General features: G+C 61.7%; 13 protein-coding genes. 7 read left to right on the top strand and 6 right to left on the bottom strand.

Annotated elements, in window-relative coordinates; genetic code table 11:
- Nucleotides 1-6: 6 nt before the first annotated feature.
- From PK789_RS02480 to PK789_RS02455, 6 genes are all read right to left on the bottom strand, one after another.
- Nucleotides 7-2442, bottom strand: a complete 2436-nt coding sequence (locus tag PK789_RS02480; protein ID WP_324306784.1) for a DNA internalization-related competence protein ComEC/Rec2 — start codon at nt 2440-2442, stop codon at nt 7-9.
- 73 nt (nt 2443-2515) lie between these two features.
- Complete coding sequence (lolD, locus tag PK789_RS02475; protein ID WP_324306782.1) at nt 2516-3220, bottom strand: lipoprotein-releasing ABC transporter ATP-binding protein LolD; 705 nt, start codon at nt 3218-3220, stop codon at nt 2516-2518.
- A 4-nt stretch (nt 3221-3224) separates the two neighbouring features.
- Nucleotides 3225-4469 carry a lipoprotein-releasing ABC transporter permease subunit gene (locus tag PK789_RS02470; RefSeq protein WP_324306781.1) on the bottom strand — a complete coding sequence of 415 codons (1245 nt, stop codon included), beginning with the start codon at nt 4467-4469 and terminating at the stop codon, nt 3225-3227.
- 23 nt (nt 4470-4492) lie between these two features.
- A complete protein-coding gene (locus PK789_RS02465) occupies nt 4493-4858 on the bottom strand; it encodes a hypothetical protein (protein WP_324306780.1) in 366 nt (121 codons plus the stop codon).
- A 37-nt stretch (nt 4859-4895) separates the two neighbouring features.
- Complete coding sequence (locus tag PK789_RS02460) at nt 4896-5144, bottom strand: FAD assembly factor SdhE (RefSeq protein WP_324306779.1); 249 nt, start codon at nt 5142-5144, stop codon at nt 4896-4898.
- 60 nt (nt 5145-5204) lie between these two features.
- Nucleotides 5205-6509 carry an MFS transporter gene (locus PK789_RS02455; protein WP_324306777.1) on the bottom strand — a complete coding sequence of 435 codons (1305 nt, stop codon included), beginning with the start codon at nt 6507-6509 and terminating at the stop codon, nt 5205-5207.
- A gap of 212 nt (nt 6510-6721) precedes the next feature.
- On the opposite strand from PK789_RS02455, the gene cyoA reads away from it, so the two are divergent.
- The 7 genes from cyoA to PK789_RS02420 all read left to right on the top strand — a co-directional run bounded on the left by cyoA (nt 6722) and on the right by PK789_RS02420 (nt 13517).
- Complete coding sequence (cyoA, locus tag PK789_RS02450) at nt 6722-7777, top strand: ubiquinol oxidase subunit II (RefSeq protein ID WP_324306776.1); 1056 nt, start codon at nt 6722-6724, stop codon at nt 7775-7777.
- Between the two features lie 66 nt (nt 7778-7843).
- On the top strand, nt 7844-9820 hold the full coding sequence (gene cyoB, locus PK789_RS02445; RefSeq protein WP_324306818.1) for a cytochrome o ubiquinol oxidase subunit I: 1977 nt from the start codon (nt 7844-7846) through the stop codon (nt 9818-9820).
- A 10-nt stretch (nt 9821-9830) separates the two neighbouring features.
- Complete coding sequence (gene cyoC / locus PK789_RS02440) at nt 9831-10451, top strand: cytochrome o ubiquinol oxidase subunit III (protein ID WP_324306817.1); 621 nt, start codon at nt 9831-9833, stop codon at nt 10449-10451.
- The gene (gene cyoD, locus PK789_RS02435) at nt 10448-10867 is read left to right on the top strand and encodes a cytochrome o ubiquinol oxidase subunit IV (protein WP_324306774.1); all 420 of its coding nucleotides are present in this window, start codon (nt 10448-10450) and stop codon (nt 10865-10867) included. Before cyoC ends, cyoD begins: the two co-directional genes overlap by 4 nt.
- A gap of 29 nt (nt 10868-10896) precedes the next feature.
- Nucleotides 10897-11667, top strand: a complete 771-nt coding sequence (locus PK789_RS02430; protein ID WP_324306772.1) for an SURF1 family protein — start codon at nt 10897-10899, stop codon at nt 11665-11667.
- Nucleotides 11630-12973 carry an ATP-binding protein gene (locus tag PK789_RS02425; protein WP_324306771.1) on the top strand — a complete coding sequence of 448 codons (1344 nt, stop codon included), beginning with the start codon at nt 11630-11632 and terminating at the stop codon, nt 12971-12973. Before PK789_RS02430 ends, PK789_RS02425 begins: the two co-directional genes overlap by 38 nt.
- Nucleotides 12966-13517, top strand: a complete 552-nt coding sequence (locus tag PK789_RS02420) for a response regulator transcription factor (protein ID WP_324306770.1) — start codon at nt 12966-12968, stop codon at nt 13515-13517. The genes PK789_RS02425 and PK789_RS02420 overlap by 8 nt, the downstream gene beginning before the upstream one ends.
- Nucleotides 13518-13519: the final 2 nt, after the last annotated feature.

Genomic DNA, 13519 nt, shown 5'->3' with positions numbered 1-13519 from the left:
CGACCCTCATGGCCGCAAAAATTCAGGTGCGTAGCATAGCCCAGCCGCCTGCCCGCGCCGCTGTACCGCATCCCACAACCGCGGCAGATCGGCCCGGCGTTCGCGCATTTGCAGGCCACGCGCGCTCAGCCAGACGCGCATTGCGCCTGAGCGCGCGGTGTCCAGCACTTCTGCCCCGGCATCGCACCAACGGCGTACCACGCCCGCACGCGGGTGTTGAAACCGGTTGTCCGCGCCGGAAGACACCAATGCCAGCCGCGCGCCGGTTGCCGCTATAAAACCGGCATCCGAGGACCCCGCACTGCCGTGATGCGGCACAATCACCACCTCGTTATGCAACATGTCAGCTTGCTGGCCCAGCAGTTTGCGTTCGACATACTGGCCGATATCGCCCGCCAGCAAAGCACTGCCGTGCGCGGTTTCGACACGCAGCACGCAACTGGATTCATTATCCAAATACGGAATGCCCTCGGCGGGATGCAGGATGCGAAACCGCACGCCATCCCATTGCCAGCTCTGCCCGGCCAGGCAATGCGCCGTCCCGCGCGTGGGGCTGCCGGTGGGAACCAACACACGCGGCATCGGGAAAGCAGCAGAGACCGCTTGCAAACCACCGGCGTGGTCGTTGTCGCCATGACTGACGATGGCCGCATCCAACCGCGCCACGCCCAGTGCATGCAAGGCCGGAATCACCGCACGCTCGCCGGCGTCATAGCCATCGCGCACCGCTGGACCCATGTCGTATAGCAGGCTGTGATGTGCGGTGCGTACCAGCACCGACAAGCCCTGCCCCACATCGATGACCGTGAGCTCGACTTCGCCGGCGGCGGGTAACTCCCGTGCCGGCAGCAGCAGCGGCAACCACAACAGAAGTGCCAGTGGCTTGCCCGGCAAGCCGCGCGGCAGCAACAGCCAAAATGCCGAAAATATTGCCAATGGCAGTGCAAACCAGCGCGCTTCGGGCAGCCACGTCATCGCCAACGGACTGTCGGCAATCCACGCCAGTGGCGGCCACAACAGATCAAAACACCACGCTGCGGCTTGCCAGCACACTGCGCCGCTCCCCGCATGCAAGGTATCCAGCAATACCCCTAGCAGGCTCAGTGGCACCACCACCAGACTCCACCACGGCACCGCCGCCAAATTGGCCAATGGCCCTGCAAACGAAGCCTGCCCAAACAGCAGCACGGTCAGCGGCAACAACCCAATGCTGGCCACCGCTTGTGCGGCAAAAAATCCGCGCAACATTGGCCACACGCCCTTGTCCGGTTGCCCCGGCAAGCACCACAGCAACCACGCCACACCGGCAAAGCTCAACCAAAACCCTGCCCCCAGCACGGCCAGCGGATCGAGTAATAGCAACACGATGCAGCCCAGCGCCAAGGTGTCGGCCATGCGCTGACGACGCCGCAGGCAACGGGCCAGCACCAACACCGCGATCATCACCACAGTGCGCAAGGTGGGCACCGCCATTCCGGTGAGCAAGGCATAGCCCATCGCGCCCAGCACGGCACCGGCACCCGCCGCGAATGGCCGTGGCAGCACCCGGCATAACGCTGGCAGCAACCACCAAAATACCCCCGTCAGCAGGGCGCAAAAGCCCGCCACCAAGCCGACGTGAAAACCGGAAATCGCGATCAGGTGGGTCAATCCAGCCGCACGCAAACGCGCCCAGTCGGCATCGTCCAGTGCGCGGGTATCGCCCAATGCCAGCGCCCGCACATAGCGTGAGGATGTGGCCGGCACGGCCTTGGCAATCCGCGCGCTCATGGCTTCGCGCCACGCATCGATCCCCGCCGGCCCGGCTAAACGCCGCGCACGTGCCGGCTTTTGCACAAACCCCGTCGCCACAATGCGTGCGGCCAATGCGTATTTTTCGGCATCGCTGCCACCGGGGTTGCGCAGGCCACGCGGGGCGCGCAGCTTGACCGGGAACTCCCAGCGGCTGCCGGCTTGCAAGCGCGCGCGTGGGCGCGGGTCATCGTCATACCATGCCAGCCGCAGCCGCTGTCCACGCAGCACGGCAGGTTGTGTGCTGGCCGCATCGACCACGAATTCAAAACTGCTGCTGCGCACTTCGTGTATCGGCAATTCGACGATTTGCCCACGGATCAGTTGCGGCATGCCCTGCATCGCCGGAGGCAGTTGCGCATGCAACACCTGCGCTGCCTGCAAACCCGCAAAGGACAGCCCCAACAGCAACACCCCAAGTGGCCGCAGATGCCCGCTGCGCCAGCTAAGCCACGCCCCACCCAACAAGCCCAGCCACAACAGCCAGTCCGGCGGCAGTGCTGGCAACAGCAGGCCAAGGGTGACCCCAGCCAGCAATGCCGCTGCGCACAGGGGGCCAAACAGAGGCAGCGTTGCGCGATGGCCGATGCTGCCGGCCTGCGCCCAGTGCGCCCAGTGCGCCCATTGAGAAACCGGAAAATTCGCTGCCATGCGTGCAGCATCCGCGACCGCTGCATGTCTGTCCGTCGGCGCTACGCGCAACGACGGGTCAGAGTTTTCTGGTTTAGACCTCGGCGGCGGTCAGCGCGTGCAGCCGGCCTTCGCGCAATTCCAAAACCCGATCCAACTTACGCGCCAAGCGGCGGTCGTGGGTCACCAGCACCAAACTGGTGGCCTGTGCGCGGTTGAGTTCCAGCATTTGCGCGAACACGGTGGCGGCGGTTTTTTCGTCAAGATTGCCGGTGGGCTCGTCGCCCAGCACGCAGGCGGGTTGGTTGACCAAGGCCCGTGCCACTGCGGCACGCTGGCGCTCACCGCCGGATAGCTCACCGGGCTTGTGGTGCAGACGATGCGCCAGCCCCACTGACTCCAACAAGGTGCGGGCGCGCTGCGCTGCGTCGGCAGTGGCCAGACCTGCCAGCAGCACCGGCATCATCACGTTTTCCAGTGCGGTGAATTCGGGCAGCAAATGATGAAATTGATAGATGAAACCAAGTGCGCGGTTACGCAGCCGCCCGCGTGCCGCATCCGACAAGTCACTCATTTTTTGACCGGCCACAAACACTTCGCCGGTGGTGGGCACATCCAGCCCGCCCAACAGATGCAGCAAGGTGCTTTTACCGGCCCCGGACGCCCCCAAGATGGCCACGGTTTCGCCGGCGTCTACGCGAATATCCAGCCCATCAAACACTTCGGTATGCAGCTTGCCTTCGGCATAGGTTTTGCCAAGGCCTTCGGCGCGAATGACCTCACCCGTGGTGCTGTTCATGGTGTCACTCATAGCGCAGGGCCTCCGCCGGTGCGGTACGTGCCGCGCGCCATGCGGGGTACAAGGTGGCAACAAACGCCATCATCAGCGCCACGCAGGCAATCGTGAGCACATCGCTGGCTTGCAGATCGGTGGGCAGGCCGGTGATGTAGTACACATCTTCGGGCAGTAATTGCACGCCAAATATTTTTTCGATGCCCTGCAAAATGGCATCCAAATTGAGGGTCAAGCCGATGCCGCCCAGCACACCGGTCAGCGTGCCGATGATGCCAATCAAACTGCCCTGCACCATAAAGACCTGCATGACTTGCGCGGGGGTTAGCCCCAAGGTGCGCAAGATGGCAATATCGGCCTGCTTGTCGGTCACCAGCATCACTTGCGAAGACACCAGATTGAACGCGCCCATCGCGATGATCAACGACAGCAAGATCGCCATCACGGTCTTTTCCATCTTCAGGGCACGAAACAGATTGGCGTTTTCTTCACTCCAATCGCTGACCCGATACGGACCTTTGAGTTTCAGCGCCAATGCGCGCGCCACCGCAAAGGCTTGATCCATATCGTGCAGGCGCAGGCGCACGCCGGTCACACCCTCGCCCATCCGCAACACGCGCTGCAAATCGGACAGGTTGACCACCGCCAGACCTTTATCAAACTCGTTGTAGCCAGCTTCAAAAATGCCGCTGACTTTGAAGCGTTTCATGGTTTGCACACCGCCCACGGGCGTACTGCGAAAATCCGCCAAGGTGACGATGACATCATCGCCCACGCCCACGCCCAACCACAGCGCCAATTCGCGGCCCAGCACGATATTGAAGCTGCCCGGCGTCAGTTCGCTCAGTTTCCCTTGCACCATTTTTTGCGGCAGCACCGAAACCTTGCCTTCTTCGGCAGGAATGACCGCGCGCACCATCGCCGGCTGATTATTGGCCGCTGAAATCAAGGCTTCTTTTTCGATATAGGGCGCGGCCCCGGCCACGCGCGGGTCACCCATCGCCACTTGCACCGCACGTTGCCAGTCCTGCAACGGCTCGCCATAGCCACTCACGGTAGCGTGCGCGGCCATCCCCAACATGCGGTCACGGATTTCTTTTTGAAACCCACTCATCACCGCCAAGGTGGTGATCAATGCGGTCACCCCCAGCGCGATGCCGAGGATCGATGCCAGTGAAATGAACGAAATGAAACCATTGCGCCGTTTGGCGCGCAGATAGCGCAGACCGATGGCAACGGGGACGGGTTTAAACATCGTGGGGCCTTGAATGGTGCGCGCTATCTTGCCACCGATGCTGCAATGGCGACAGATTCACGGCGCTGCATGGCCAGCCGCAGTTCACGTCGTTGCGCGGCATCCAAGGTGTCTGGCGCAAACACGCGCCGTTGCTGGCGGCCTTGCGGGTCACGCCAGCACAGAAACGCGATGGGGCCACGCCAATCCACACGCAGGGCGTGCACCGGCTGGCCGTCAATACTGGCCATGCTGCGCCGGCTGGGAATACACACGCGCTGCGTGGGCTGCCGCCAATAGCGATGCGCATCGCGCAGGCCCACACCGCAAGCCAGCACCGCCAGTGGCCACGCCATGCGTGCGGGGAGTTCTGCCTGGAGGATGGCGAACGCCGCCAACAATGCCAGCATCAGCAAACCGATGGCGCAGTGCCGCGATGCCCGCCACTCACACTGGAAGGGCGCGGATGCGTTGGATGAGCGCGTCGATTTCGACATCGGCAGCCACCTCGTGACCTAGGAACCAGCGCCAGAGTGTGTCGTCTTCACAATCCAAAAGTCGTAGGAATACCGCGCGCTCGGCGCTAGGACTTTGCCGCCACGCGGCTTCTAGCCAGCGGCCCAGCAATTGATCCAGCTCGCGCATGCCGCGCCGGCAGCGCCAACGCAATTTTTTGAATTCGGCGTCGTCATCCATGCGCCACCCCGGCACGTGATCTGCAAATACAGATTTTAGCGCACCGGCAGTCGCGCTGGCTCAGGCCTGCGCGGCGTCTTGCCGCTTCCAGCGCATGTGTACTGCCAATGCGATCAAGGTGCCCAGCGCACCCGACAGCAGATAAGCGCCCAGATAGGCCAGACCAAAATTGGCGCACAGGCTCAGCGCCACCAAGGGCGCAAACGCGGCGCCGATCAGCCACGCCAAGTCCGAGGTCAAGGCGGCGCCGGTGTAGCGGTAGCGCGGGCCAAAATTACGGGTCAACGCGCCCGATGCCTGGCCGTAGCACAGCCCCAACAAGACGAAACCCACCAAGATGAACACGTCCTGCGCGACTGCGCCGCCGCCCAGCAAGGTGGGTGCAAAGCCGCTGAACATCGCGATGGCCAGCGCCACCCCACCCAGCGTGGGCACCCGCCCGAAGCGGTCGGCAATCACGCCCGAGGCCAGCACGCCGCCGATGGCCAAAAATCCGCCAATGACTTGCACCCACAAGAACCCGGCAATCGGCTGCTCGGCATACAGCTCGATCCACGACAGCGGAAAAATAGTGACGATGTGGAACATCGCATAGCTGGCCAACGCCGAAAATGCGCCCACCACGATGTGCTTGCCCTTCACTGCCACCAACTCGCGCACCGGCACTGGTTCAAGCTCACGTTCGCCCAGTTCGCGCTCGTACTCGTGCGTCATCACCAAGCGCAGGCGTGCAAACAAGGCCACCACATTGATTGCGAAGGCGGCAAAAAACGGATAACGCCAGCCCCAATCATAAAAATCTTTGGCGCTCAGGTTAGAAATCAAAAACGCGAACAACGCCGCCGCCACGATAAAACCCACCGGTGCACCCAGCTGACCCAACATGGCATACCAGCCACGGCGTTGCTTAGGCGCATTCAAGGCCAGCAACGACGGCAGACCGTCCCACGAGCCGCCCAGCGCAAAGCCCTGCAACAACCGAAACAGCGCCAGCAACACGATGGACGCACTACCCAGCGTGGCGTAGCTGGGCAAAAAAGCGATCCCGGCGGTGGCGGTGCCCAGCAAGAACAAGGCCACGGTGAGCTTGGTGCCACGGCTCCAGCGCGTCTGGATTTTGAACGAAATCACCGAGCCCAGCGGCCGCACCAAAAATGCCAACGCAAAAACTGCGAAGGCATACAACGTGCCCTGCAAGGGTTCGGCGAAGGGGAAAAACACCTTCGGGAACACCAGCGCCGAGGCGATGCCATACACAAAGAAATCGAAATACTCGGACGCGCGCCCAATCACCACGCCCACCGCAAGCTCGCCGGGTGCCACTTCTTGATGGCCCTTGCTGCCGTGATCGTGCAAAGAAGTCATGGCATCGGAATGAACGGACATCGACATCAAACCTGTTGTGCGGGGGGATGAATCGGGATGAATCGGCAAGCATCTTGCCTAACGGGCAAGCCCGCAGACCGGCATAGCTTGGCACTGCGCGCGCCGCGCCGCGATAGGACAAAACGTCCAATCGCGGTCGCGCGGGTGCGTGGCTAGACTGGCGGCCCCCGCATTCACCCCCCATCGTGTCCATGCTCAGGTTCACGCGCAAACCGTGGCTATTGCCGTTGCTATTGCCACTTGCCGGCTGTGCCCGCACCGTCGTCCTTGACCCTGCCGGCGACGTTGCCCGCCAACAGGCCGATTTGATTGTGATCGCCACCGTGCTGATGCTGATTGTGATCGTGCCGGTGATCGCGCTGACGTTGTTTTTTGCCTGGCGCTATCGCGCATCCAATACCAAGGCCAGTTACAAGCCAGACTGGGACCACTCCACCCAATTGGAATTGGTGATCTGGGCGGTGCCGCTGTTGATCATCATTGCCTTAGGTGCCATCACCTGGATCAGCACTCACACTCTGGACCCGTACCGCCCACTGGACCGCATCGGCAAACATCGCCCGCTGCCAGAAGGCAGCAAGCCACTGGAGGTAGAAGTGGTGGCACTGGACTGGAAATGGTTGTTCATCTACCCCGAACAAGGCATCGCCACGGTCAATGAAATGGCCGCGCCGGTGGACCGCCCGATCCATTTCAAACTCACGGCATCCTCGGTGATGAATGCCTTCTACGTGCCCGAGCTGGCCGGCATGATCTACACCATGCCCGGCATGCGCACCGAATTGCACGCGGTCATCAACCAACCCGGCACATTTGAAGGGTTTTCATCCAACTACAGCGGCGCGGGTTTCTCGCATATGCGCTTTGGCTTTCACGCCACCAGTGATGCCGAATTTGCGGCGTGGGTAGCCAAGGTCAAAAGCAATGGCGGCACATTAGACCGGATGGCGTATTTGAATCTGGAAAAACCCAGCGAGCGCGATCCGGTGCGGCATTACGCCACGGTCGATACGGGTTTGTTTGACGCCGTCCTCAACCGTTGCGTGGACCCTGCGCATATGTGCACACACGCGATGATGGCGATTGACGCGGCCGGCGGTCGCCCCGCCCAGGGTGCCGGTGCGATTGCGCTGTTGCCGCGCAGCCGTGGTGACCTGCGCGGCAGCCCATTTGTCCCGGCGGCCATGTGCAGCCTTCCCACTCGCCGCATCCCTGCAATCAGTTTGACCGCGCGCGCCGCCCCCTGATCCACCAGCACCTTGCTTGGAATCGAAATGTTCAATCCTGTCACCTCCCCCGAGGCCGTCTCACCGCTGTTTGGCAAACTGAGCTTAGCCGCGATCCCGTATCACGAGCCCATCTTGCTGGCCACCTTCGCCGGCGTCGTGGTGGGCGGCTTGGCGGTGCTGGGTCTGCTGACCAAGTTCCGCCTGTGGGGCCCGTTGTGGCGCGACTGGGTGACCAGCATCGACCATAAAAAGATCGGCATCATGTACATGGTGCTGGGCCTGATCATGTTGCTGCGCGGCTTTGCCGATGCGCTGATGATGCGCGCGCAACAAGCCATGGCGTTTGGCGACAACCCCGGCTTTTTGCCGCCGCATCACTACGACCAAGTGTTCACTGCGCACGGCGTGATCATGATTTTCTTCGTAGCGATGCCGTTTATCACCGGCTTGATGAACTACGTGGTGCCGCTGCAAATCGGCGCGCGCGATGTCGCCTTCCCCTTCCTCAATAATTTTAGTTTTTGGATGACCACCGCCGGCGCGGTGCTGGTGATGATCTCGCTGTTTGTGGGTGAGTTTGCCAAGACCGGTTGGCTGGCGTATCCACCCTTGTCCGGGTTGGCCTTCAGCCCCGATGTGGGGGTGGACTACTACATCTGGGCATTGCAGATCGCCGGTGTTGGCACCACGTTATCGGGCATCAACTTGGTGGTGACCATCATCAAGATGCGCGCGCCGGGCATGCTGCTGATGAAGATGCCGGTGTTCACCTGGACCTCGCTGTGCGCCAACGTACTGATCGTGGCCACCTTCCCCATTCTGACTGCCGCGCTGGCCATGCTGGCGCTGGACCGCTACGTGGGCAGCAACTTCTTCACCAATGATCTTGGCGGCAACGCCATGATGTATGTGAATTTGATCTGGATCTGGGGTCACCCGGAGGTCTATATCCTGATCCTGCCGCTGTTTGGTGTGTATTCGGAAGTGGTGTCCACCTATAGCGGCAAGCGTCTGTTTGGTTATAGCTCGATGGTGTATGCCACCGTGTGTATCACCATCCTGTCGTATTTGGTGTGGTTGCATCACTTCTTCACCATGGGCTCGGGTGCCAGCGTGAACTCGTTCTTCGGGATCACCACCATGATCATTTCGATCCCGACCGGCGCCAAGATTTTCAACTGGTTGTTCACCATGTATCGCGGGCGTATTCGCTTTGATGTACCGATGTTGTGGGTGATGGGCTTTATGGTCACCTTCACTGTGGGCGGTATGACCGGCGTACTACTGGCGGTGCCACCGGCAGATTTTGTGCTGCACAACAGCCTGTTTTTGATCGCGCACTTCCACAACGTGATCATTGGCGGCGTGGTGTTTGGCGTGTTTGCGGCTATGGTGTATTGGTTCCCGAAAGCGTTTGGCTACACGCTGGACACCTTCTGGGGCAAGTTGTCGTTCTGGTTCTGGTTGTCGGGGTATTGGCTCGCGTTCACCCCGCTGTATGTGCTGGGTTTGATGGGCGTGACCCGCCGCATGAATCACTTCGATGACAGCACCTTGCAGCCGTGGTTCATCGTTGCGGCGTTGGGTGCGGTGTTGATCGCGCTGGGCATTGGTTCGTTCCTGATGTGCCTGTTCGTCAGCTATCGCAAGCGCGAGCAATTGCGCGATGTCAGCGGCGACCCGTGGAATGGCCGCACCCTGGAATGGTCCACCTCCTCGCCGCCGCCGGAATACAACTTTGCGTTCACCCCGGTGGTGCGTGATACCGATGCATGGTGGGACATGAAGCAACACGGCTTCACCCGCCCCGAGGCTGGTTTTTTGCCCATTCACATGCCCAAAAACACCGCCGCCGGCGTGGTGTTGGCGGGGATCAGCCTGGTACTGGGCTTTGCCTTGATCTGGCATATCTGGTGGCTGGTGGTGGCATCGTTTGTAAGCCTGATTGCCACCGTCATCGTGCATACCTTCAATTACCAGCGTGATTACCACATCGCTGCGGACACCGTCGCCGCCACCGAAGCGATGCGCACGCAACAACTGAGCGCCGCCCATGTCTGATGCCATCACCATGCCCGGCGCAGCCGCGTCATCCAACACCCCGGTGTTCTTAGACCTTGCCGGCAAGCACCATCCGGAGAACGGCACCCTGCTGGGGTTCTGGATCTACCTGATGAGCGACTGCCTGATCTTCGCCTGCCTTTTTGCCGCCTACGGCGTGTTGGGCCGCAGCTATGCCGCGGGCCCATCGGGCGCGGAGTTGTTCGACTTGCCGCTGGTGGCCGTCAATACCGGCCTGCTGCTGTTTTCATCGATCACCTATGGCATCGCCATGATCGCGATGCAAGCACGCAGCAAGCGCGGCGTGCTGGTGTGGCTGGCCATCACCGGCTTGCTGGGGGCGGGCTTTATCGGGCTGGAGTTGTACGAGTTCAGCCACCTTATCCACGAAGGTGCCGGCCCACAGCGCAGCGCGTTCTTGACAGCATTCTTTGCCTTGGTGGGCACGCACGGCTTGCATGTGAGCTTCGGCATCATCTGGTTGCTGGTGTTGATGAGCCAAGTGGGCCGCCACGGCCTGACCGCCGCCAACCAGCGCCGGTTGTTTTGCTTGTCGATGTTTTGGCATTTCTTGGATGTCGTGTGGATCGGCGTCTTCACCTTTGTTTACCTGATGGGCGTGCTGCCATGAGCGACCTCCACCCGCACGGCACCGACGCTGGGCATCCTCACCCGTCGTCTGTGCACGACGCGCACGACGCGCACGACGCACCACACCTGCATGTCAGCTTGCGCGGCTATGCCACCGGGTTCTTGCTCTCGGTGTTGCTGACCGCCATTCCATTTTGGCTGGTGATGGCCAAGGTGCTACCCAATTCCAATACCACCGCGCTGGTGGTGCTGGGCTTTGCGGTGGTGCAGATCGTGGTGCACATGGTGTATTTCCTGCATTTGGATGCCAAGTCCGAAGGCGGCTGGAACATGCTGGCGCTGATCTTTACGGTGATCTTGGTGGTCATCATGTTGGCCGGCTCGCTGTGGGTGATGCACCACCTCAACAGCAATATGATGCCGATGTCACCGCACGAGATCCGTAATCTGCCGTGACCGCCGCTGCGGTCACCCGGCCTATAGCCATGCGCAGCAACCGCACCCTTTGGCTGGCGCTGTGCGTGCTGGGCCTGGCGTTTGCCGGCTTCTGCGCGCTGGGCCTGTGGCAGGTGCAGCGGCTGCACTGGAAACACGCACTGATCGCCCGCGTCGATAGCCGCATCCACGCCCCACCGCGTGCGGCCCCCACACCGGCGCAGTGGCCGCAGGTCACCGTGGACGGCGACGAATACCGGCATGTGTCGGTGCGTGGGCACTATATGCCGCTGCCCGATACCCGCGTGCAAGCCTTGACCGAACTCGGCCCCGGCGACTGGCTGCTGTCGCCTTTCCAAACCGATGCGGCGGGCATCGTGATGATCAATCGCGGGTTTGTACCCACCGATGCGCTGACCGCCGCCAGCGCGCCGCCTGCCGGCACCCTCACGCTTACCGGCCTGCTGCGCATGAACGAGCCCGGCGGTCGCGTCCTGCGTCGCAATGATCCGGCGCAACAGCGTTGGTATTCGCGGGATGTTCGCGCCATCGCACAGGCACGCGGCCTGCACGCCACCGACATTGCACCGTATTTCATCGACATCGATGCGGATGCAGACACCACCGCGCACACCGGTTGGCCACGCGCCGGAATGACCGTGGTGCGGTTTCGCGACCCGCATCTGCAATACGCATTGACGTGGTTTGCCTTGGCCTTGATGACGCTACTGGCCGGCTACACCCTGCTGACGAGCGAACGCCGTTTGCGGCACCATGCACCCGATGCCGATGCAAACCCACACCCGCCTACGTCCCCCTGACGGCCTGCGCCGCCGTTTGCGCGCGGCGGCCGGCTTGCTGACCGACAACCGCAGCATGCAGCAATTGATTTTGCTGCGCTGGATCGCAGTGTTCGGCCAGTTGCTGGTGATCGGCATGATCCATGTGTGGGCCGGGATTTCATTGCCGCTGCACACCATGTTGTCGATCGCCGGCGGGCAAGCGCTGTTCAATGTGTTCAGCGTGTACTACTGGCGGCAACACAGCGATGTCAGCGAACGCGCCCTGCTGTTGTCGTTCTTGACCGACGTTGCCGCGCTGACCGCGCAGTTGTACCTGAGTGGCGGCTTGGCTAACCCGTTCATGCTGCTGTATCTGCTACAGATCGTGCTGGCGGCGGTGCTGCTGCAACCGCGCTCAGGCTGGCTGGTGACTTTGGTCAGCTTTGCCTGCATGGCCGCGTTGGCGGTCTGGCATGGCCCTATAGAATTACCCGCCAACCCGGCCGCTGGCCTTGCCAACCCGTATGTGCAAGGTTTGCTGCTGTGTTTCGTGTTGGTGGCCGGCTTGTTGGTGGTGTTCATCGGCCGCATCGGCAGCATCCTGCGCGAGCGCGATGCGCGCCTGGCTGGCTTGCGCCAACGCGCCGCCGAAGAAGAACACATCGTCCGCATGGGCCTGTTGGCCAGTGGTGCCGCGCACGAGCTGGGCACTCCGCTGTCCACCCTGGCGGTGATTCTGGGCGACTGGCAACACTTGCCGCACTTCACCTCGGACCCGGAGCTGCTGCATGACGTGAGCGAAATGCAGACGCAGGTGTTGCGTTGTAAAGCCATCGTCACCGGCATCTTGCACTCGGCCGGTGAAACCCGCGCCGAATCGCCGCATGAAATGTCCTTGAGCGAATGTATCGATGAGATGGTGGACATCTGGCGGCGCAGCCGTCTGCCACACCTGTTGAGTTTCGATAATCGCATCAATACCGACTTGGCCATCATCGCCGATACCGGCTTGCAGCAAATGCTGTTCAACGTCATGGACAACGCCATGGAAGCATCGCCGCGTTGGCTATCGCTGGAAGCCGAGTGCGTGGAAGACATGCTGGTCTTGCAGGTCTCCGATAATGGCCCCGGTTTTCGCGCCGATATGCTGGAGCGTCTGGGCAAGCCGTTCCAGTCCAGCAAGGATGTCCCCGGCCGTGGGCTGGGCTTGTTTCTATCGTTCAACGTGGCACGCGCATTTGGCGGTAGCATCCACGCCAGCAACAAGCCCGCCGGCGGTGCCCGCGTGACCATCACCCTGCCCCTGCACGCATTGACAGCCGACGCAGACCCATACGATGACTGACGCCAAAACAAACCCAGTGCGCCGGCTATTGGTGGTGGAAGACGACGCCGCATTTGCCCGCACCTTGGCGCGGTCATTTGAACGCCGTGGCTACGCCGTGCGCAGCACCAGCGGGCTGGATGAACTAGATGAGCTGTTGCGCGCGTTCCCCCCCACGCATGCGGTGGTCGATCTAAAACTGGCCCACGGTGCCACCGGCCTGGCCTGCGTCAAAGCCCTGCACGCCCATGACCCCGACATGCTGATCGTGGTGCTGACCGGTTACGCCAGTATTGCCACCGCAGTGGAGGCAATCAAACTGGGGGCCTGCCACTACCTGGCCAAACCATCCAACAGTGACGACATCGAAGCTGCGTTCAGTAGCGCCGATGGCAATGTGGATATCGCCCTGACCCAGCGCCAGACATCGATCAAAACGCTGGAGTGGGAACACATCCACGAGGCCTTGGCCGCCGCCGACTTCAATATTTCAGAAGCCGCCCGCCAATTAGGCATGCACCGCCGCACCTTGGCCCGCAAGCTGGAAAAACAGCGGGTGAAGTGAGC

Source organism: Thermomonas sp. (assembly GCF_035369645.1).
Classification (GTDB): Bacteria; Pseudomonadota; Gammaproteobacteria; order Xanthomonadales; family Xanthomonadaceae; genus Thermomonas.
This window is presented reverse-complemented; position numbering and strand designations above follow the sequence as displayed.

Excerpts from the sequence above, each read along its gene's own strand:
- PK789_RS02425 (WP_324306771.1), top strand. The coding sequence starts at position 11,630 with ATGCCGATGCAAACCCACACCCGCCTACGTCCCCCTGACGGCCTGCGC.
- cyoD (WP_324306774.1), top strand. The coding sequence starts at position 10,448 with ATGAGCGACCTCCACCCGCACGGCACCGACGCTGGGCATCCTCACCCG.
- lolD (WP_324306782.1), bottom strand. The coding sequence starts at position 3,220 with ATGAACAGCACCACGGGTGAGGTCATTCGCGCCGAAGGCCTTGGCAAA.
- cyoC (WP_324306817.1), top strand. The coding sequence starts at position 9,831 with ATGCCCGGCGCAGCCGCGTCATCCAACACCCCGGTGTTCTTAGACCTT.
- PK789_RS02460 (WP_324306779.1), bottom strand. The coding sequence starts at position 5,144 with ATGGATGACGACGCCGAATTCAAAAAATTGCGTTGGCGCTGCCGGCGC.
- cyoA (WP_324306776.1), top strand. The coding sequence starts at position 6,722 with ATGCTCAGGTTCACGCGCAAACCGTGGCTATTGCCGTTGCTATTGCCA.
- PK789_RS02420 (WP_324306770.1), top strand. The coding sequence starts at position 12,966 with ATGACTGACGCCAAAACAAACCCAGTGCGCCGGCTATTGGTGGTGGAA.
- PK789_RS02465 (WP_324306780.1), bottom strand. The coding sequence starts at position 4,858 with ATGCTGGCATTGTTGGCGGCGTTCGCCATCCTCCAGGCAGAACTCCCC.
- PK789_RS02470 (WP_324306781.1), bottom strand. The coding sequence starts at position 4,469 with ATGTTTAAACCCGTCCCCGTTGCCATCGGTCTGCGCTATCTGCGCGCC.
- PK789_RS02430 (WP_324306772.1), top strand. The coding sequence starts at position 10,897 with ATGCGCAGCAACCGCACCCTTTGGCTGGCGCTGTGCGTGCTGGGCCTG.
- PK789_RS02455 (WP_324306777.1), bottom strand. The coding sequence starts at position 6,509 with ATGACTTCTTTGCACGATCACGGCAGCAAGGGCCATCAAGAAGTGGCA.
- PK789_RS02480 (WP_324306784.1), bottom strand. The coding sequence starts at position 2,442 with ATGGCAGCGAATTTTCCGGTTTCTCAATGGGCGCACTGGGCGCACTGG.